General features: G+C 74.9%; 16 protein-coding genes. 1 reads left to right on the top strand and 15 read right to left on the bottom strand.

Annotated features, from left to right (window positions below; translation table 11 throughout):
* From DT057_RS27310 to DT057_RS27380, 15 genes are all read right to left on the bottom strand, one after another.
* A partial coding sequence (locus DT057_RS27310) for a hypothetical protein (protein WP_420870333.1) occupies window positions 1–239 on the bottom strand: 239 nt, incomplete at its 3' end.
* 346 nt (window positions 240–585) lie between these two features.
* Window positions 586–849, bottom strand: coding sequence for a hypothetical protein (locus DT057_RS27315; protein WP_128565244.1), 264 nt, complete (start codon window positions 847–849; stop codon window positions 586–588).
* 433 nt (window positions 850–1,282) lie between these two features.
* On the bottom strand, window positions 1,283–3,910 hold the full coding sequence (locus tag DT057_RS27320) for a PAS domain-containing protein (protein WP_128565245.1): 2,628 nt from the start codon (window positions 3,908–3,910) through the stop codon (window positions 1,283–1,285).
* Between the two features lie 158 nt (window positions 3,911–4,068).
* The gene (locus DT057_RS27325; protein ID WP_128565246.1) at window positions 4,069–4,305 is read right to left on the bottom strand and encodes a hypothetical protein; all 237 of its coding nucleotides are present in this window, start codon (window positions 4,303–4,305) and stop codon (window positions 4,069–4,071) included.
* A 122-nt stretch (window positions 4,306–4,427) separates the two neighbouring features.
* Window positions 4,428–6,686: a xanthine dehydrogenase family protein molybdopterin-binding subunit gene (locus DT057_RS27330; protein ID WP_128565247.1), complete on the bottom strand. Its 2,259-nt coding sequence runs from the start codon at window positions 6,684–6,686 to the stop codon at window positions 4,428–4,430.
* A 13-nt stretch (window positions 6,687–6,699) separates the two neighbouring features.
* Window positions 6,700–7,146, bottom strand: a complete 447-nt coding sequence (locus DT057_RS27335) for a (2Fe-2S)-binding protein (RefSeq protein ID WP_128565248.1) — start codon at window positions 7,144–7,146, stop codon at window positions 6,700–6,702.
* A gap of 748 nt (window positions 7,147–7,894) precedes the next feature.
* Window positions 7,895–8,989 (bottom strand): branched-chain amino acid ABC transporter substrate-binding protein, encoded by a 1,095-nt coding sequence (locus DT057_RS27340; RefSeq protein ID WP_128565249.1) that lies wholly within the window; start codon window positions 8,987–8,989, stop codon window positions 7,895–7,897.
* A 117-nt stretch (window positions 8,990–9,106) separates the two neighbouring features.
* The gene (locus DT057_RS27345) at window positions 9,107–11,176 is read right to left on the bottom strand and encodes a hydantoinase/oxoprolinase family protein (protein ID WP_128565250.1); all 2,070 of its coding nucleotides are present in this window, start codon (window positions 11,174–11,176) and stop codon (window positions 9,107–9,109) included.
* Window position 11,177: 1 nt separating this feature from the next.
* Window positions 11,178–12,851, bottom strand: coding sequence for a hydantoinase B/oxoprolinase family protein (locus DT057_RS27350; protein WP_128565251.1), 1,674 nt, complete (start codon window positions 12,849–12,851; stop codon window positions 11,178–11,180).
* A gap of 88 nt (window positions 12,852–12,939) precedes the next feature.
* Entirely contained in the window at window positions 12,940–13,536 is a 597-nt protein-coding gene (locus DT057_RS27355; protein WP_128565252.1) for a hypothetical protein, read from the bottom strand.
* A 126-nt stretch (window positions 13,537–13,662) separates the two neighbouring features.
* Window positions 13,663–14,442, bottom strand: coding sequence for an SDR family oxidoreductase (locus tag DT057_RS27360; protein ID WP_128565253.1), 780 nt, complete (start codon window positions 14,440–14,442; stop codon window positions 13,663–13,665).
* Between the two features lie 21 nt (window positions 14,443–14,463).
* Window positions 14,464–15,291, bottom strand: a complete 828-nt coding sequence (locus DT057_RS27365; RefSeq protein ID WP_128565254.1) for an SDR family NAD(P)-dependent oxidoreductase — start codon at window positions 15,289–15,291, stop codon at window positions 14,464–14,466.
* 62 nt (window positions 15,292–15,353) lie between these two features.
* On the bottom strand, window positions 15,354–15,743 hold the full coding sequence (locus tag DT057_RS27370) for an NIPSNAP family protein (protein ID WP_128565255.1): 390 nt from the start codon (window positions 15,741–15,743) through the stop codon (window positions 15,354–15,356).
* Between the two features lie 89 nt (window positions 15,744–15,832).
* On the bottom strand, window positions 15,833–17,071 hold the full coding sequence (locus DT057_RS27375; RefSeq protein WP_128565256.1) for an ABC transporter substrate-binding protein: 1,239 nt from the start codon (window positions 17,069–17,071) through the stop codon (window positions 15,833–15,835).
* A gap of 74 nt (window positions 17,072–17,145) precedes the next feature.
* On the bottom strand, window positions 17,146–18,870 hold the full coding sequence (locus tag DT057_RS27380) for an FAD-dependent oxidoreductase (RefSeq protein WP_128565257.1): 1,725 nt from the start codon (window positions 18,868–18,870) through the stop codon (window positions 17,146–17,148).
* A gap of 216 nt (window positions 18,871–19,086) precedes the next feature.
* Here DT057_RS27380 and DT057_RS27385 point away from each other — a divergent pair, with 216 nt between their 5' ends.
* Window positions 19,087–19,995 (top strand): helix-turn-helix domain-containing protein, encoded by a 909-nt coding sequence (locus DT057_RS27385; RefSeq protein WP_162501524.1) that lies wholly within the window; start codon window positions 19,087–19,089, stop codon window positions 19,993–19,995.
* Window positions 19,996–20,113 lie beyond the last annotated feature (118 nt).

Here is a 20,113-nt window from a genome sequence, read left to right on the forward strand (position 1 = left end):
GGCCCCTCGGCCGGGAGCGGGTCCTGCACGGGGCCGGGTCCCCCGGCCGGCGCCGGCGCGAGGGCCGCCGAGGCCCGGCGGGCGCCCGCCGGGGCGGTCGGCCCCTCGTTCGCCCACCAGAGCCCGCCCAGGGCGACGCCCAGGGTGGCGGCCGCGACCGCCAGCGGAACGCGGCCGCGGGTGCCGGCAGGGTGGGCGCGGGCGGCGAGGTCGCCCGACGACAGGGATTCGTGTGCCATGTAGACGCCAGCCAGTTGCTTGTCTCCGGACGGATGCCCGCTGGTCATTGCTCCGTCCTCGCCGGCCCGCACGAGCGAGCGGCGAGCACAGCACCGTGCCGGCACAATTCTCAGTGCAGCAAAGGGCCAACCTCGATCGGCATTTATTGGGCAACAGTATGGTTAATCTGAGATCGGTCGCGATCGCACGCGGGCGCCGCGGGGGCGCGCCCGGCGCTGCTGTCCGGGCCGGGCGCGTCTCAGGGTGAGGCGCGGGCGCCGCCGCCGCGCGACGAGCACCGCGCGCGGGGCCGGCCCTCCTCCTTCCCGGGAAGGCCGCCCGCGAGGCGTCCGCGTGCGCGGGAGGTCAGCGGCCGCTGCGCTGCCCTGGCGCCGGCGCGACGGTGTACCGGCCCGCCGCGGCGCCGGGAGGCGCCGCCAGGACCGGGGCCGGCGCCGACCGCCGCTCCGCATCCTCGTTCATGAAGCGGTACATCTCCCACTTCGTGGTGCCCTCGCTGAACATCCCGGACGGGGCCTTGTAGCTGAAGTTCTCCCTGGCGGTCTGCGCGGAGGCCGTCGTCGCGGCGAGCGCCATCGTCCCGGCCAGGAGCAGGATCGTCTTCGTCATCGTGCATCTCACTGCAATGCGCGGCCATCCAGATCTTCGTCGGCCGCCTGACCGGTCAACTATGTATTGATCGGTGATTGCGAGGTGCGTTGGCGCACATCGTGGAAGAAAACCCGACGCGGCGCGGGAATACGACGAAGGCTCGAAGGTTTTGTATTACAGTTTCATGACATTCGTAACAAAATGCTCTTCGAACGTCGTTCGACAGGAGGCGATCCTCTGCGGCTGGCCGATGAGGGAAGGAAGAGTCTGCCGCCCCGCGCCGGGCGCCGCATCCGCCGCAAGCCCCTGGCGCGCCAGCCGATCTCGCCGGGGCCGCCCGGCCCGCGGGCGCAAAGGGCGCACCCGGCGCCGGCCGCAATCCTGCTCCACGCGTCGTGCACCCGGCCTCGTGCACCCGACCCTGCGCGCCCGGCCTCGCGTCCCCTCGCCCTCAGGCCCGGGCCGGCTCCGTGCGGGCGAGCAGGTCCTTGATGCGGCTTGCCAGCGCGTCCATCACGAAGGGCTTCGTCAGGACCTGCATGCCGGGCCCGAGGTGGCCGTTGCCGACGGCGGCGTTCTCGGCGTAGCCGGTGATGAACAGCACCCTCAGGTCCGGCCGCCCGATCCGGGCCGCATCCGCCATCTGGCGGCCGTTCATCCCGCCCGGCAGGCCGACATCGGTGATGAGCAGGTCGATGCGCGCGTCGGATTGCAGCAGCTTCATGCCGGCGAGGCTGTCGGCCGCCTCGATGGCCGTGTAGCCGAGCCCCTCCAGCACCTCGGCGACCAGCATGCGCACGGTCGGCTCGTCGTCCACGACGAGCACGGTCTCGCCCTGCCCGGCCCGCGGCGCGCCCGCGGAAACGAGGGCCGGGTCGGCGTCCTCGGCCTCGCCGTCGTGGCGCGGCAGGACGATGCAGACCGTGGTGCCCCGTCCGACCTCCGAGGTGATCCGCACCTGCCCGCCGGATTGCCGCGCGAAGCCGTAGATCATCGAGAGGCCGAGGCCGGTGCCCTGCCCGGTGGGCTTGGTGGTGAAGAAGGGATCGAAGGCCCGGGCGATCACCTCGGGCGTCATCCCGGTGCCGGTGTCGGTCACGCAGAGCGACAGGTACGGGCCCGGGGGCAGCTCGCTCATCCGCGCCGCGTGGGCGTCGAGGCGGCGGTTGGCCGTCTCGACCGTCATGCGCCCCCCGTCCGGCATGGCGTCGCGGGCGTTGATGCAGAGGTTCAGGAGCGCGTTCTCGAGCTGGTTGGGATCGACGAGGGCCGGCCAGAGGTCCGGGGCGCCGACGACCTCGACCGCGATGGCGGGGCCGACCGTGCGCCGGATGAGCTCCTCCATGCCGGCGACGAGGCGGTTCACGTCGGTGGTCCGTGGATCGAGCGTCTGGCGCCGCGAGAAGGCGAGGAGCCGGTGGGTCAGGGCGGCCGCGCGCTTGGCCGCGCCCTGCGCGGCGGCGACGTAGCGGTCGACGTCGGCGAGGCGGCCCTGGCCCATCCGAGTCTGGAGCAGCTCGAGGCTGCCCGAGATGCCCGTGAGGAGGTTGTTGAAGTCGTGCGCGATGCCGCCGGTGAGCTGGCCCACCGCCTCCATCTTCTGGGCCTGGCGGAGCGCCTCCTCGGTCCGCTGGAGCTCGGCGGTGCGCGCCTCGACCCGCTGCTCCAGCGTCGCGTTCGCCTGCTGGGTGACCTGGAACAGGCGGGCGTTGTCGATGCCGATCGCCGCCTGCGCGGCGAGGCCCGTCATCATGGCCTCGACCCGGGCGTCGAACACGTCGGGCTCGGGATGGCCGAAGAACAGGCCGCCGATCACATCCCCCGAGCGGGACACGACCGGCACCGCGAGGTAGCTGCGCACCGCCAGGTGGCCCCGCGGCATGCCGGCATGGGGCGCGTTCCGGCCGTAGCGGGGATCGCGCAGGATGTCGTTGGAGCGGACCACGCCCTCGCCCCGGAAGGTCGGCGCGAACACCGCCGTCGCCCGGGGCATGCCGAGCGCCTCGAAGGCGCTCCGCTCCGCCCCCGACAGGGCGTAGAGCATGTACTTGCCCCCCTGCTCGTCGGCGGTGTTGTAGAAGAAGGCGCCGAACCTCGCCGAGGTCAGCTCGACGCCCGCGTCCACGACCGTCTGGACCAGCCGGCCGAGGTCGAGCTCGGCCGCGATCCGCGTCCCGGTCCGGTTGAGGACCTCGAGGGCGTGCCGCTCGACGTCGAGCCGGTCCCGGCTCTCGCGCAGCGCGGCCTCGGCACGCTTGCGGTCGGTGATGTCCATGACCACGCCGATGAACCGCACGCAGAGGCCGGCCTCGAAGGTGGCCTGGCCCTGCGTGACGATCCAGCGCTCGACGCCGTCGGCGAGCCCGATCGTCCGGTACTCCTCGACGACGCGGCCGCTCCCGGACGGGTCGGTGGCGGCGGCGACCGCCGCGTCCATGCGCGCGCGGTCGTCGGGGTGGCACCCCGCCAGGAAGGTGGCGTAGGCGACGGGCGCGTCCGGGGGCAGGCCGAACAGCGCCTTGCAGCGGGCATCCCAGATCAGCGCCCCGGTGACCGGCCGGAACTCCCAGATCCCGAGCTGCGCGGCCTCGAGCGCCAGGCGCTTCTGCACCTCGCTCTCGCGCAGGGCGATCTCGGCGCATTTGCGCTCGGTGACGTCGCGATGCGCGCCGATGAGGCGCGTCGGCACCCCGGTCTCGTCGCGCTCGATCTCGGCCACGGCGGCGATCCACCGGACCTGCCCGTCGCTCGGCCGCACGATGCGGTACTCGGCCCGGTAGTCGCGCGCGCCGCCCTCCACGGCCGCGACGAAGTGCCGGACGATCGCGTCGCGGTCGTCGGGATGGATGCGCCGGACCCAGTCCTCGTGCGTCTCCTGCGCCGCCTCCGGCGGAAGGCCGTGGATGCGCAGGTATTCCGGCGAGCGCCGGTTCCTGAAGCCCGCCCGAAGGTCGACCTCGAGCCCACCCACCCCGGCGATCTGGTGGACCCGCGCCAGCTCCGCCTCGCGCCGCGCCAGCGAGGCACGCAGGTGCCGGTTGTCGCTCGCGCCGGGCGGAACGCCTTCGGGGTCACTCATGAGGCAGGCCGACTACGAGACTGACCGGGGGTACCGATCGAAGCGTGTAATCCGCCGCGCCACGGTGGGCAAATCGTCGAGCTCCGCGCGACGACGACGCGCGCGGCCGCGCCCAGGCCCCCCGCCTGCGGCCGGCGTCCCCGGGCCGGGGGCCTCGGTCAGAGCGCCCGCCCGCCTCCCGCGACGCGCATCCGGCGCGCCACCTCGACCTCCAGGCTGTCGGTGAATTTCCCGCCCGTCCGGGCGATGAGCCGTTCCACCTCGCGGTCGATCGGGGTGCGCTCGCGCGCGCTCCCGGGGGAGCGCCACAGCCGCCTCAGCGCGCGGCCCGCCGCGCCGAGCGCGCCGCGGGCCGCGCCGGCGGACGGGGCGGACCGAACAGGATCTCCGGACATGCGTGCCTCCGGGTGTCGTCGGGCGGGGCCCGATCGGATGCCGGTCGCCAGGATCGGCCGCCGCGGCCGGCCTTCGCGGCGGCGTCGCCGGGCCGGACCGCCGGCCGCGATCCGCGGGGTGGTCAGGCGCCCGAGAGGCGCTCCTTGCTCAAGGGGAGGCTGCGGATCCGCTGGCCGGTGAGGGCCGCGACCGCGTTCACGATGGCGGGCGGCACGCCGGGCAGGCCCGGCTCGCCGATGCCCCCCATGGGCGCCCCGCTCGCGACGATCCGGACGTGGACCCGCGGCATCCGCCCGCGGTCGAGGATCGGGTAGGCGTCGAAGTTCCGCGCCTGGCGCTCGCCGCCCTCGTAGACCACCTGCTCCAGGAGCGTCGCCGAGACCCCGAGGGCGGCCGCGCTCTCCACCTGGCGGGCGACGATGGCCGGGTTCACCACGCTGCCCGGATCGATGGCGATCCAGAGGTCGTGCACCCGCGCCTCGCCGTCCTGCAGCGCGACCTCCGCGATGGTCGCGGTCTCCGAGCCGAAGGGCGAGGCCATCGAGACGCCCCGTGCCCGCCGCGAGCCGTCCGGGGCCGCGAAGGGGCCGCGCCGCCAGCCGCCGGCAAGGTCGGCGGCGGCCTGGAGCAGCGTGCGGTGGCGCGGGCTGTCCTTCAGGAGCGCCATGCGCAGGGCGAAGGGGTCCTGCCCGCCGGCCTGCGCGATCTCGTCGAGGAAGCTCTCGTAGAAGTAGTCGTTCATCGAGTGCCCGACCGAGCGCCAGAAGGCGATCGTCACCGGATGGGGCACCCGCACGTAGTCGAGCCGGCGGTTCGGGATCGCGTAGGGTTTCTTGTCGAGGCCCTCGATCACGGAGCTGTCGACGGGCTGCTTGAAGATGGCGCCGAACCAGCGGCCGATCGGGCCCTCGCCGACCGCGGCGGCCTGGAGCGCCACCGGCATCCCGGTCCCGTCGAGGCCGGCGCGAAAGCGCGCGAAGCCGAGGGGGCGCACGGCGTCGCTGGCGAATTCTTCCTCGCGCGACCACAGGACCCGCACGGGCCGGCCCGTGGCCCTGGCGAGCAGGATCGCCTGCGGGAACGGCGTGGCGGGCCCGTAGTAGAAGTGGCGCCCGAAGAAGCCGCCGAGCATCGGCGAGTGGATGCGCACGCCGTCCGGCTGCACGCCCGCGACCTTGGCGGCCACGGACTGGAACAGCTCCGGCATCTGGTTCGGCACCCAGAGGTCGAGCGTGCCGTCGCGCTCGAAGCGGGCGATGGAGGAGGGGGGCTCGAGCTGGGCGTGGGCGAGGTAGGGCGCGTCGTACTCCGCCTCGATCACCGTCGCGGCCCCCGCGAAGGCCGCCGCCACGTCGCCCTCCTGCTCGGCCACGAGGGGCGTCCCCCGGGCGCCCTTCAGGGCCGCCAGCATGGCACCGGAGGAGAACCCGGCCGAGACGGTGGCGATCCCCTCGGCGGCCGGCGCCGACCAGGCCACCTCCAGCGCCTCGACGGCCCGGCGCGCGCGCCACCAGCTGTCGGCCGTCACCGCGACGGCGCCCGGCAGCCGGTGCACGCCGTGCACGCCCGGCATCCCCGCGACCGCCGCCTCGTTGGCGAGGCGCTCGGGCTCGGTGCCGAGATGCGGCGCGTGGCGCACCGCGGCGTGCAGCATGCCCTCGACCTTGAGGTCGATGGCGTAGGTCGCGCGCCCGGTGGACTTGTCGCGGACGTCGAGGCGGCTCACCGGCTTGCCGATGTAGCGGAAGCGGTCGGGCTCGCGCAGCGGCACGTCCTCGCGCGGCTCGAGGGCGAGCGCCGCCTCGGCCAGGGCGCCGTAGCCGAGCGAGCGGCCGGAGGCGGCGTGCACGACGCGCCCGTTCTCGGTCGCGAGCTGCGCCTGCGGGACGCCGAGCCGGGCGGCGGCGGCCCGCAGCAGCATCTCGCGCGCGGTGGCGCCGAGCCGCCGCATGGCGGCGAAGCTCGATCGCGTCGAGAAGCTGCCCCCGGTCAGCCGCAGGCCGTTGACGACGGCGTAGTCGGGCCCGGGCGGGGCGCACGCGACGGCGAACCGGGACGGATCGAGGTCGAGCTCCTCGCCGACCGTCTGGGCGATGCCCGTGCTGATGCCCTGGCCGCCCTCCACGAAGGGGCTGAGGAGGCGCACTGTGTCGTCGGGGCGGATCTCCAGGAAGGCGGTGACGCGGGTGCCGGGCTTGGGCGCGATGGCGCCCGCGCCCTCCGCCCGGGACTGCGCCCGGGCCGGATCGACGGGCACGCCGACGCCGAGCAGCAGGGCGCCGCCCGCGGCCGCCAGGATGCCGCGCCGGGACAGGTTGCGCACCGGCGCATCCGCTCGCGCGGGGCCGCCCGCCGGGGCCGTGGGGAGGAGATCGTGCATGGCGCGGGGTTCCTCAGGCGGCGGCCTGCCGCACGGCGGCCGCGATGGCGTTGTAGGTGCCGCAGCGGCAGAGATTCGTCATCGCGGCCGCGATGGCCTCGTCCGTGGGCTTCGGGGTCTCCTTCAGCAGCGCGGTCGCGGCCATGACCTGGCCCGACTGGCAGTAGCCGCATTGCGGCACCTGGACCCCGACCCAGGCCGCCACGACCTTGGCGCCGACCGGATCGCGCTCGATCGCCTCGATGGTGGTGATCCGCGCCGCGTCGACGCTGTCGACCGGCATCTGGCACGAGCGGATCGCCTGCCCGTCGAGGAGCACCGTGCAGGCGCCGCACTGGCCGATGCCGCAGCCGTACTTCGTGCCCGTCAGGCCGACCGTGTCGCGCAGGACGAACAGGAGCGGCGTGTCGCCCTCGACGTCGACCTCGTGCGTCTCCCCGTTGATCGTCAGGCTGCGCATCGGCGCTCTCCTCGATGGTGTCGGCCTTGGCAAGGACGGCCCGTCGCGAGCGGCCCCCTCGCGTCGCGCCGGCCGGCTGCCGGGGCGCGCTCCCGCGCGGCGCCGCGGCGGCCCTCCGGCCGCCCGCCCGGGCGGGCGATTTAGTGGTATATGCATGTATTTCGCCGACCCTGTCAACGGCCGGCCGCTGGCGGGGGCCCGGGCTCAGCCAGGTCCACGGCTTCGTGCGGCAGGCCGGGGGCCAGGTCCGGACGACGAGCGCGATCTTCCTGCCGCGCTCCGCCGGGACGGCGTGCCGGCCGGAGGCCGCGGCGCCGCCGCCGGCGAGGTGGCGCTCGTGGCCGGGGACGAGCCGGCGGTGCCGGGGACGGCCGTGGCGAGCCTCCGACCCCGGCTGCCGGACCCCCACCGCCGGCCGGGCCTCGCGTCGCGCTCGCGCGGGCACGGGGGGCCAACCGCATCGCCATCCTGTTCCCGGACGGGGTGATGCCGGGCGGCATGGACGGCGTGCAGCCCTCGCTCGAAGCTCGAGGCTCGAGACCTGCGGCCGGGCCTCAGGACCCTGCTCACCTCGGGCTGTGCCGGCTCGGCCCTGGACGACGAGAGCATCCCGCCCGACCTGCCGCTCCCCGGCAAGCCCTGCCCGCGCGAGGAGCCCGCCGACAAGCTGCGGGTCGCGCTGGGCCGGGGCCGACGCGCCCGGCGCGGGCCGGGCCCCGGCGGGCGGCGCGCGGCGCGCCCGGGCGGCTCAGGGCTCCTGCTCGAAGGTGCCGCCCTTCCAGGCGTAGACGACGTAGCCGGGCGCCGTGATGTCGCCCTTCTGGTCGAAGCCGACGCGACCCAGGATGGTGTCGATCGGGGCGCCCTTCAGGCTCGCCTCGACCCGCTTGGGGTCGGGCGAGCGGGCCGCGTCCGCGGCCCCGGCGATCACCTGGAGGGCGGTGTAGCCGTAGAGCGTGAACCCCTCCGGCTCGGTGCCGCGGGCCTTGAACGCCTCCACCACCGCGCGCGCCTGCGCGTGCCGGCGGGGATCGGGGTTGAAGGTCATCAGCACGCCGTCGCTCGCCGGGCCCGCGATGGCGGCGAACTCCTTGGTGGCGATGCCCGAGGTGCCGATCCACTGCGCCTTGTAGGCCTGCTCGGCGGCCTGGCGCACCAGCGTGCCCATCTCCTGGTGGTAGCCGCCGTAGTAGACCACCTCGATGCCGGCCGATTTCAGCCGGGTGATGACGGCGGTGTAGTCGCGCTCGCCGGGGGTGATGCCGGTGAAGAGCGCCTCGGCGACGCCGCGCCCGTTCAGGCTCTGCTTCGTCGCGTCCGCGAGGCCGCGCCCGAAGGGGGCGCCGTCGTGCAGGATCGCGACCTTCCGGCCCGGGAAGCGCTCGGCGATGATCGCGGCCGAGAGCTGTCCCTGCTGGTCGTCGCGCCCGCAGACCCGGAAGATGCCGGCGAGCCCGCGCTCGGTCAGCTTGGCGCTGTTCGACGCCGGCGACACCATCACGATCCCGTTCTCGGCGTAGACGTCGGAGGCCACGATCGAGGCCCCCGAGCAGACGTGCCCGACGACGAGGCGGGTGCGGCCCTGCGCGATGCGGTTGGCGACCGAGACCGCCTGCTTGGGGTCGCAGGCGTCGTCCTGGACCTCGAGCCTGATCGCCTCCCCGTTCACGCCGCCGCGGGCGTTGATGTCCCGGGCGGCGGCGTTGACGCCGTTGAGGACCTGGTCGCCGATCCCGGCCACCGGCCCGGTGCGGGGCACGACGACGCCGACCACGATCTCGGCGCGGGCCCCGGTCGCCATCAGCCCGAGGGTGAGCAGGCCGGCCAGTCTCGAAGCCTTCATCGTCGCGTTCCTCTCGCTGCGACCCGGGAGGGATCCCCGCGTCTTCCGTCCGGACCTGCGCCGGAACCGCACGCCCGCGCCCCGGCCCGACGGACGGGCCCGGAGCCGCGCGCGTCCTCAGGCGGGCGGCGCCCCGGGCGCGTCCCGCAAGCGGATATCGAGCCAGCCGAGCGCGTTCACGCGCGCCCGGTCGCCCTCGCCGATCAGCACCGTGGTGGTGTCGGCCTCGAAGATCGCCGGCCCCTCGTGGACGGCGCCGGGGGAGAGCGCCTCGACCGGGTGGACCGGCACCTCCCGCCAGGATCCGAGGAACGCCCGGCGCCGGCTTCCGGCGCCCGCCCGCACCGGGCTGCCGGCGGGGGCCGCCTCCCCGTGCGGCGCCACCGCGCCGACCGCCGCCGCCCGGGCGTTGACGAACACGACCTCCTGGTCGCGCGAGGCGTAGGTGTAGAGGGCCTCGTGCCGGCGGTGGAAGGCCTCGTGGACGCGCCCGGACAGCCCCGGCGCCTCCCAGGCGACGTCGTCGAGCGGCACGTCGATCTCGAAGATCTGCTCGCCGTAGCGCATCTCGGCCGAGCGCTCGATCCGGATCGGCCCGTCGAACCACGATCCCAGGCGCGCGGCGGCGGCGGCCTCCAGCCCGGCGAAGATCGCCCGCAGGCGCGCGTCGTCGAGGGCGCCCGCCTCGCCGATATGCGTGCGGCTGACCTCGTAGCGCAGGTCGCTCGCCAGCATGCCCCAGGCCGACAGCACCGAGGCGACGGTCGGGACGATCACCCGCGCGATCTCGAGCTCGCGCGCCACCTCGACCGCGTGCAGGCCGGCCGCGCCGCCGAAGCTGAGCAGGGCCGAGCGGCGCGGGTCGACCCCGCGCCGCAGCGTCATCAGGCGGATGCCGTCGGCCATCTTGAGGTTGATGAGCCGGTGGATCCCGGCCGCGGTCGCGTCGCGGCCGAGGCCGAGCCGCTCGCCGAGGCGGTCGATGGCGGCCTCCGCGGCGGGGCGGTCGAGGGGGTGGCGCCCGCCCGCGAAGCGCGCCGCGTCGAGGTAGCCGAGGACGAGGTTGGCGTCCGTGACGGCGGCGGCCTCGCCGCCCCGCCCGTAGCAGGCCGGCCCCGGCACCGCCCCGGCGCTCTCCGGGCCGACGCGGAGCGTGCCGCCGGAATCGATCCAGGCCACGGAGCCGCCGCCCGCCGCGATGCTGGCGATGTCGAGGCTGCGCAGCGCGATGCGCTCGCCCGCGAGCCCCCGCTCCGCCGACAGGGCCGCGGCCCCGCCGGCGATCAGCGAGATGTCGGTCGAGGTGCCGCCCATGTCGAACGGCACGAGGTCGGGGATCCCGAGGAGCTGCGCGCAGCGCCGCGCGCCCGCAATGCCGCCGGCGGGGCCCGACAGCACGGTCGCGGCGGCGAGCCGCCAGGCCTCCTCGACGGGCGCCATGCCGCCGTGCGACAGGATGATGAACAGGCTCCCGGCGAGCCCCGCCTCCGACAGGCGCCGCTCCAGGTTCGTCAGGTACAGGCGGACCGCCGGTCCCACGTAGGCGTTGACCACCGTCGTGGAGACGCGCTCGTACTCCTTGATCTGGGGCAGGACGTCGCTGGAGCGCGAGACGAACACGTCCGGGAGCGCGCGCCGCAGCGCCTCGACGGTGGCAATCTCGTGGGCCGGGTTGCGGTAGGCGTGCAGGTAGCAGACCGCGACGGATTCCGCGCCCGACGTCGCCACCGCCGCGACCGCCGCCTCGAGGGAGGCCGCGTCGAGGGGCGTCAGCACCGAGCCGTCGGGACGCAGGCGCTCGCGGATGCCGAAGCGGCGCTGCCGCGGCACCAGGGGGCGGGGCGGCGGCGAGCGCAGGTCGTAGCGGTCGCCCTTCAGCCCCTCGCGCATCTCCAGGACGTCGCGGTGGCCCTGCGTGGTCAGCAGCGCGACCCTGGCCCCCTTGCGCTCCAGGAGCGCGTTCGTCGCCACGGTGGTGCCGTGCACGATGCGCCCGGTGCGCGCGAGCATCGCCGGCAGGGTCGCGCCCAGGCGCGCGGCGAGGTCCGAGAGCCCCGCCATCACGCCGAGCGACTGGTCGGCCGGCGTCGAGGGCGACTTGGCGAAGATCGCGCGGCCGTCGTCGTCGACGGCGACGAGGTCCGTGAAGGTGCCGCCGACGTCGATCCCGATGCGAAGCGGGCCCATCTCACCGCGCCCCGTCGGCGGCCGGGGCATCGTCGGCCACGAGCCCCTCGAGCCGGTCGCGCGCCCGCGCCTCGGGCGCGCGCTCCTCCGGCGGGCCCCAGCCGCCCCCGCCCCCGGAGCGGATCCGGAACAGGTCGCCGGGCCCGACCTCGATCCCGGCCTCCTTGGTGCGCAGGGTCCGCTCCGGGCGGCCGGCCGGGACGAGGCGGTAATCGTGCGGCGCGCCGTCCTTCCCGCCGAGCAGCCCGCAGGCGCCGTGGCGGGCCCCGTCGCCCGCCGTGTTGGCGAGGGCCGGGCCGTCCGTCTCGACCACGAGGTCGAGCGCGACGCCCACGCCGCCCCGGTGGCGTCCGTCGCCGCCGGTCCCGGGCAGGAACTCGTGCGTGCGGAAGTGGAGGGGGAAGCGCACCTCGGCCACCTCGACGCTGCCGAACTTCAGCCCGCCGACCGAGTGCCACTCGCCGATGGACGACCAGCCGTCGCCGCCCGGCGAGGCCCCGCCGCCGGGCCGGGCGTGGAACAGGTGCCAGATGAAGCGGCGGCCGTTGCGGGGATCCTCGCCCTGGAGGCTGATGCGGAAGCGCCGCCCCCAGCCGGCCATGGCCCGGTCGGGGCACGACTGGGCGAGCGCCTTCACCACCGCCTCGACGATCTCGTTCGAGGGATGGCTCGTGCACAGGGTCACGGGGCGGCCCGACTCCGCCCACACGATGGTGCCGGGCCTCGCCACCACCGTGAGGGGCCGCAGCGCGCCGGCGTTCTTCGGGATGTCGGGATCGATCAGGTAGGCGAACGCCATCACGACCGCCGCCTGCATGTTGGCGTGGGAGGAGTTCACGAAGCTCGTCGTCTGCGGGTCCGAGGCGGACAGGTCGACCTCGACGTCGCTGCCGCGCTTCGTCACCGTCGCGACGATGCGGATGTCCTCGCGCCCGTGCCCGTCGTCGTCGAGGACGGCCTCGCCGCGGAAGACCCCGTCCGCCCAGGTCGACACGATGGCGCGGGTCTGCTGCTCGGCGGCCGCGAAGATCTCCTCGACCGCCTCGGCGACGACGGGGCCGCCGAACTCGCCGAACAGCGCCCGCATGCGACGCTCGCCCAGGTGCGCCGCCCCGACGGTCGCCGCGAGGTCGCCGCGGAAGTCGCGGCCGTTGCGGGTATTGAGGGCCAGCATGTCGAGCAGGTCGTCGCGCAGGCGTCCGGCCTCGTAGAGCTTGAGCGGCGGGATCCGCAGGCCCTCCTGCCAGATCTCGGTGGCGCGCGGGTTGTAGGCGCCGTGGGTGCTGCCGCCGATGTCGCTCTGGTGGGCGCGCACCACGGTCCAGAACCGGCGGGTCCCGCCGCCGAAGACCGGCACGAAGACGGTCAGGTCGGGCAGGTGGCTGCCGCCGTGGTCGGGATCGTTGAGCAGGACGACGTCGCCGGGCGCGACCTCGGCGAAGCGGGCCTCCACCGCCCGCACCGCCCAGGGCAGGGCGCCGACATGGACCGGGATGTGGTCGGCCTGGGCGACGAGCCGGGCCTGCACGTCGCAGATCGCCACGGAGAAGTCCCGGCTCGAGTTCAGGATCTGCGAGTAGGAGGTGCGCAGCATCGACTCGCCCATCTCGACCGCGATGGCGCCGAGGCGATGCTGGATGACCGACCGGGTGATCGGGTCGATGGCGGCGTTCATGGCACCCTCGTCGGCTCAGGGGGCGCGCGGCCGGCCCGGGGGGCAACGCGCGAGGAGCGCCCGCGGTCCGGGACGCGCCGGCGGGGCCTCAGGCGCCCTGGATGTAGCGCCTGAGCTGCGCGCGGGCGTCCACCCTCGCGCTGGTGCCCGGGCTTCCGAGGCCGATATCGGCGGCGCCCCCCGGCCAGACGGCGTGGCCCGTCGCGTCGACGCTGGCCGCGACGAGGAATTTCCGCGCCTTCGTGACGTTCCATTGCAGGCCGCCGCCGCCCATCGGGTACTGGACGTTGGGCGGCAGGTCGTCCGCGTGGCGGATCGCCGGCAGGATCTTGACGATCCGGTCCTCCCCGGTCGGCGTCACCGAGACGAGGGCGCCCTTCTGGAGCATCCGGTAGCCGGCCGGACCGCGCTCCCGCAGGATCCGGTCGTGCACGCGCACCCGCGCCTTGTCGGCCGCCGCGCTCGCGGCGGGCAGGCCCTCGCGCCCGCCCGACCGGAGGGTGGTGCCGCCGAACTCGAAGTCGTCCTCCGTGAGGCGGTCCTTCAGCACCAGGACGAAGTAGCCCTTGGCCAGCCGTCCGGTGCCGTAGCCGATCATCCTCTCGATGTTTTCCGCGTTGAAGAGCCCGCTGCTCTTGAGGGTCGTGACATCGCCCGTCAGTTCGGGAGTATCGCCTACTTTCATCGAGTCTCTCGGCAATCAAGACGGGCGAGACAAGCACGGCAACGGCGCTTCTGACAAGTGTACCCGCAGTTGACGCGCGCACCTGCTGGCGCCGGGCGCCGGACTGCGGGGCGCGCCGCCCCCGCTCTACGCCTCGCCGGAGGCCGCCCCGGCATCCCCGAAGGCGCTCCAGCCGCCGTCGACGCTCAGCACCGCGCCCGTGACGTAGGAGGCCGCCGGCGAGCACAGGAACCAGGCGGCCTCGGCGATCTCGGCCGGCTCGGCGAGACGCCCGAGCGGGATCCGGCGCTCCAGGCGGGCGCGGTCGAGGCGTCCGGCCGCCTCGAGCCCGGCCACGAGGGCCGTGCCGACGTAGCCCGGGGCGACGGCGTTGACGCGGATGCCCGACCCCGCCCACTCGCAGGCCATGCTCCTCGTCAGGGCGATGATGCCGGCCTTGGCGGCACCGTAGGCGTTGCGCCGCGGCAGGCCGGTGATCCCGGCGATCGAGCTCAGGTTCAGGATGGCCCCGCCCCGCCCCGCCATGGCCCGGGCCGCCTCGCGGGAGGCCACGAAGGTGCCGTCGAGGTGGACCCGCAGGATGCGGTCGAAGCTCGCGACGTCCTGCTCCAGGGTCGGCCGGTGGCTGTCGCCGATGCCGGCGTTGTTGACCAGGATGTCGAGCCGCCCCGTGCGGGCGAGGGCCGCCGCCACCATGGCGACCGTCGCCGCCTCCTCGGCCACGTCGACCTGGAGCGCGCCGTGGCCCGGCCCGAGGGACGCCGCCCGGTCGGCGGCCCGCCCGCCGTCGAGGTCGGCCAGCACGACGCGGCAGCCCGCCTGCGCGAAGCGCCGGGCGATCGCCCAGCCGATCCCGTCGGCGGCCCCCGTGACGAGGGCGACCGGGCTCGTTTGCGTGAGGGTCATGGCGCTGCGCTCCGGGTTCGGTCACGACGGCGGGTCGGCGGGGCCGGCGTCGTAGCCGGGCCGCGGGATCAGGTTCATGAGGACGCGGCTGAAGCCGCCGTCGACCGTGATCTCGTCGCCGCTGACGTACCCGGCGCGGTCGCTCGCCAGGAACAGGACGGCGTCGCGGATGTCCTCGGGCGCGCCGATCCGGCCGAGCGGCACCGCGGCGCTGCGCCGTGCCCGCACGCCGGGGGCGTCGTAGAAGGGCTGGCTCAGCGGCGTGACCACGAGCCCCGGGCTCACCACGTTGCTGCGGATGCCGGCCGGGCCCCACTCGGTGGCGAGCTGGCGCGACAGCATCACGATCCCGGCCTTGCCGACGCTGTAGGCGCCGCTGAAGCCCTGCGGGTGACTGCCGGCGATTGACGCGACGTGGACGATCGCGCCGCCGCCCCGCTCCCGCATCTGCCGCCCGAATACCTGGGCGCACAGGAAGTAGCCGGTGAGGTTCACCGAGACGAGCGCGTTCCACTCGGCGAGGGGCAGGGTCTCGAGGGGGCCGGGCCGCAGGAGCGCCGCGTTGTTGACGAGCACCGCGCAGGGCCCGAGCGCCCGGGCGCCCTCGGCCGCCGCCTCGACGCTCCCCGGGTCGGCGACGTCGCAGGCGAGCGACACGACCTGCGCGCCGAGGCCCGCGAGCGCCGCGCGCGTCCCCGCCATCGCCTCCTGCCGGCGGTCGAGGAGGACGAGGCGGGCGCCCGCCCCGGCGAAGCCGAGGGCGATGGCCCGGCCGAGCCCGCCGCCGGCGCCGGTCACGACGCAGACGCGGTCCCGCAGGTTCAGCCAGTCGGGGCGGGGTTCGGTCATCGCCGGGCGGCCTCGTTGCGGGCAGGGGGGCGGAGGTGGGGAGGAGAGGCGGGGGCGGAGCCTCAGCGGCCGGCCGGGAGGCCGGCCAAGGCGGCCGGGAGGCCGGCCAGGGCGGCCGGGAGGCCGGCCAGGGCGGCGAGGTTGACCCGCCGGATCAGCCGGTTCTCCTGCGCGGTGATGAGGTGCGCGGAGGCCTGGAGGTAGGCCGGCCAGTCGGGATCCTTGTCCCGCGCGGCGTGCCGGGCCTCGAACTGGCCCATGTCGTCGAAGCCCCAGAGGTGGACGACCTGGTTCAGGGGGCCGACCGCGCTCGTGTAGAGCCCGAGCGGGGCACCCAGGTACTTGAGCTGGACCGGCATCGCGAGCCGGTCGAACACGTCGAGGAACTCCGCCATGCCGCGCAGGCGGATGGTGTAGGTGCGAAGGTCCACGATGGCGCTGTCGGAGGGCATGGGGGATCTCCCGTCGGGTTGGCGTGTCGGGCCACACGGGGCCGCGGGCGCGCTCGGCCGCCCGCGCCGCCGGCGGAGCGCCTGCGGCCTCAGGTGCGGCTGAGGTCGCAGGCGCCCTCGGCGATCGGCCGGAAGGCCTCCGCGGCCGTCATGGTCGAGACGAGCTTGTAGACGTCGCCCGGCCCCCGGCTCTCCTCGGGCCTCTTCACCTCGAACAGGTAGGCCGGATGGATCTTGCGGCCGTCCTCCCGGATGCTGCCCGGGCCGAAGGCGTCGTCGTCGGTCGGCATCCGCTTCATCATCTCCACCACCGCGCGGCCGTCGGCCCTGGCGCGGGCGACACCGAGCTCCTTCACGGCCTTGAGGTAGTGCAGCACGCTCGCGTAGTCGCCGGCCTGGCTCATGTTCGGGATGGCGCCGGCCGCGAGCCGGGGCTTGATCCGGCCCATGAAGCTCCGGGTGCGGTCGTTCAGGTCCCAGTAGAAGGTCTCGGTCAGCGACAGGCCCTTGGCCACCGGCAGGCCCATGCCGACGACGTCGGTGACGTAGCCCACCATCGCGGCGAGCCGGACGCCGCCGGCCTCGATGCCGAATTCCTGCGCCTGCTTGAGGCAGGAGATCAGCTCGCTGCCGGAATTGGCGAACGCCACCACGTTGGCGCCGCTGCTCTGGGCCTGGAGCAGGAAGGACGAGAAGTCCGAGGTGCTGCCGAGGGGGTAGCGCACCGAGCCCAGCACCCGGCCGCCCGCCGCCTTGACGAACTTCGCGGCGTCCCCCTCGGCGGCGTGGCCGAAGGCGTAGTCGGCGGTGACGAAGAACCACCTGTCGCCGCCGACGCGGACGAGCGAGGTCGCGGTCGAGTGCGCGAGGCACCAGGAATCCCACGACCAGTGCACCCAGTTCGGGCTGCAGCTCCGGCCGGTCAGGTCCGAGCTTCCCGCCGTGGTGATGAGCGCCGCCTTCCGCTTGTCCTCGATGATGCCGCGGGCCCCGAGCGCGATCGAGCTGTTGCCGACGTTCTCGATCACGTCGACGCCGCCGCGGTCGAACCACTGGCGGATGATGGTGAGGCCGACGTCGGGCTTGTTCTGGTGGTCGGCCGCGAGGATCTCGACCCGGATGTCGGGGTTCTGGGCCATGAACTCGTCGGCCGCCGCCTGCGCGCAGGCGACGGTGGTCGGCCCCGAGACGTCGCGGTAGACCCCCGACATGTCGGTGATCACCCCGATGCGGATCGTGCTGGCGGCCTGCGCGCGCGTCAGCGTCGCGGGCATCATGGCGAGCCCGGCGAGGCCCGAGCGCACGAAGGCGCGGCGGTCAAGGATCATGGCGTGTCCTCCCTGTCGTGGTGGTTCGTGCCCGGGCGGCGCGGGCGGCGCAGGCCGCGTCCGCCGGCCGGCCCTCAGGCGGCGGCGCCCGCGAGGTGGCGGCCGGTGATGTAGCCGAAGGTCATGATCGGCCCGAGGGTGATGCCGGCGCCCGGGTAGTTCCCGCCCATGATGCTGGCCCGGTCGTTGCCCACCGCGTAGAGCCCCGGGATCGCCCGCGCGTCCGACCCGAGCACCCGCCCGACCGTGTCCGTGCGCAGCCCGTCGAAGGTGCCGAGATCCCCCATGACGAGCTTCAAAGCGTAGTAGGGCCCCCGGCGGATCGGCGCGACGTTGGGGTTCGGCCCGTGGTCGGGATCCCCGAGGAAGCGGTTGAAGGCCGTCGTGCCCCGCCCGAAGGCCGGGTCCTCGCCGCGCTCGGCGCCGACGTTGAAGGCCGCCACGGTCGCCTCGAGGCCCGCCGGGTCGATGCCGGCGGCCCGCGCCAGCGCGGCCAGGGTCCGGCCGGTCCGGAGGTAGCCGCTGCGCGTGTAGAGGCCGACCGGCACCGGCGCCGGCTTGGCGTAGCCGAGGCCGTACTTGCGGATGGTGGCGTGGTCGCAGATCAGCCAGGCCGCGGTCTCGCCCCCGCCTTCGCCGTCGCGGATCATCGCCGCGCCGGTGTCGTGGTAGGAGTTCGCCTCGTTGGTGAAGCGGCGCCCGTGCCGGTTCACCGCGACGACCCCGGGCTTGTAGCGGTCGACGAGGTGGGGGAACACGCCCGTCCGGCCCCTGGCCAGCGGCACCCGCGAGACCGGCATCCAGGCCGCGGCGTTGGGGAAGCGGACCTCGAACCTCCCGCCCGCCGCCTCCGCCAGGCGGATGCCGTCGCCGGTGTTGCCCGCGGGCGTCGGCGAGAGGTGCTCGCCGCCCCGGGCGACGTGCGGGTAGGCCTGCGCCACCCGCGCGGCGTCGTGCGGGAAGCCGCCGCAGGCCAGGACGACGGCCCGCTGCGCGGTGATCCGGCGCCGCCCCTGCGCGTCGCGCACCACGGCCCCCGTCACCGTGCCGTCCGTCACGCTCAGGGTCTCGGCCGCCGTGCCGGTGCGGATCGGGATGCCGAGGTCGAAGGCGGTCTTGGCGAGGCGCGCCGCCAGGGCGTTGCCGCTCGTGACCTTCACGCCCCGCCGGTGGATCGCCAAGTCCTTGACGTGGCTCGCCAGCCGCCGCGCCACGTAGGCCGCCGAGGTCAGGGAGCGCGTCGCCTTGAAGAAGTGCTTCAGGTCCTCGTTCGAGGAGTTGAACATCATGCCGATGAACGTGATGGTCTCGAGCGGCGGCCGCAGGCGGGCGATCTCGCGCCCGAGCTCGCGGGCGTCGAACGGCGCCGCCGTGACCGAGCGGCCGGCCTTCGCCCCGCCCTCCACGTCCGGGTGGTAGTCGGGGTAGCCCGAGAGCACGAACTTGACCGCGGTCTCGCGCTCGAAGAACTCCACCATGCGCGGGCCCTGGTCGAGGAAGGCGTCGATCGCCTCCTCGTCGAAGGCGTTGCCGGCCTCGTTCCGCAGGTAGGTCCGGGCGGCCTCGCGGGTGTCGCGGATGCCGGCCCGCGCGGCGTGCGGGTTCCCGGGGATCCACAGGACGCCGCCCGAGTAGGCCGTGGTGCCGCCGAAGAACGGCTCCTTCTCGATCACGATGACGTCGAGGCCGTGCTTGCGGGCCGTGATCGCGGTCGAGAGGCCGCCCGCGCCGGAGCCGACGACGAGCACGTCGCAGGCGAGATCGCCGGCCGCGGGTTCGCGGGCCGCTTGGGCTGCCATGGTGTCTCCTCCGTCGGGCCTGCGGCGGGGCCGGCGCGGTCGCGCGGGCCCCGGGGGCGTTTCCCGCCGCCGTTCCTCCCAGGGACCGCCCCGTCGAGGCGGGGCAGGCCGATGACCCGAAGGTGCGCGCCGGCGGTCCGCGGCACAATGGACAGAAGCCGCGAACGCTTGCACTTTTCCCGCGAACGCCTCCGCCCCGCGCGACCCCGCCGGCCCATGAACGACGCCTCCGCCAGACTGCCGATCGAGCGCTACTTCCTCTACGGGGAGCCGGTTCAGAGCGTCGAGGCGCGCTTCCTGCACGTCGAGCCGATCCGCCTGCGCAGTGGCCGGCACGAGTGGACCATCGCCCCGCACGCCCACGCGGACTTGCACCAAATCCTGCTCGTCACGACGGGGGGCGGGGTGATGCGGGCCGAGGCGGAGCGCCTGCCCATCGCGCACCCGGCCCTCCTGATCGTGCCGGCCGGGGCGGCCCACGCCTTCGACTTCGCGGCCGGCACGGACGGGTGGGTCGTGACCGTGGCCGACAGCATGGCGGCGGAGGTGGCCAGGGGCGACCCGGCGATCGTCCCGCTGCTGGGGCGGGCGCGCTGCGTCAACGCCCTCGACGCGAAGGCCGTCGCGGGCCTGTCCGCCGCCTTCGAGGCCCTGTCGCGGGAATTCCTGTGGTCGGCGCCGGCCCGGATGCGCGCCATCGAGGCCGAGCTGATCCGCATCCTGGTGGCGGCCGCCCGCATCGCCGAGGCCGAGGGGCGGGACGCCGCCGCGGCGCCCGTGGAGGCCGAGCTGATCGCCCGCTTCCAGCACCTGGTCGAGCAGCGCTTCCGCAGCGCCGAGCCGGTCTCGGCCTACGCCCGCCGCCTCGCCGTGACGGAGGACCGCCTGCTCGCGGCCTGCCAGCGCCGCTTCGGCCAGCCGCCCAAGATGCTGATCCAGCGGCGGATCCTCGTCGAGGCCCAGCGCTGGCTGATGTACACGACCATGCCGGTCGGCGAGATCAGCCACGCGCTCGGCTTCCGCGACGCCGCCTACTTCTCCCGCTTCTTCAAGCGCAAGACCGGGCGGACGCCCCGGGATTTCCGCGCCGGGCAGGGCGGTCCCGCCGCGCCGGCCCGGCCCTGAGGGTTCTATCCCCGGCGCGCCGCCCGCGGCGCCGGACGAGGCCGCCTCGCGCCGTGGACGGTGGGCCCTGGCTCAGCGGCTTTTCTTGTAGAGCTTCGTGGCGATCTCGAAGATCTCC

Origin of the sequence: Methylobacterium crusticola, from assembly GCF_003574465.1 — a bacterium.
Lineage (GTDB): Bacteria > Pseudomonadota > Alphaproteobacteria > Rhizobiales > Beijerinckiaceae > Methylobacterium > Methylobacterium crusticola.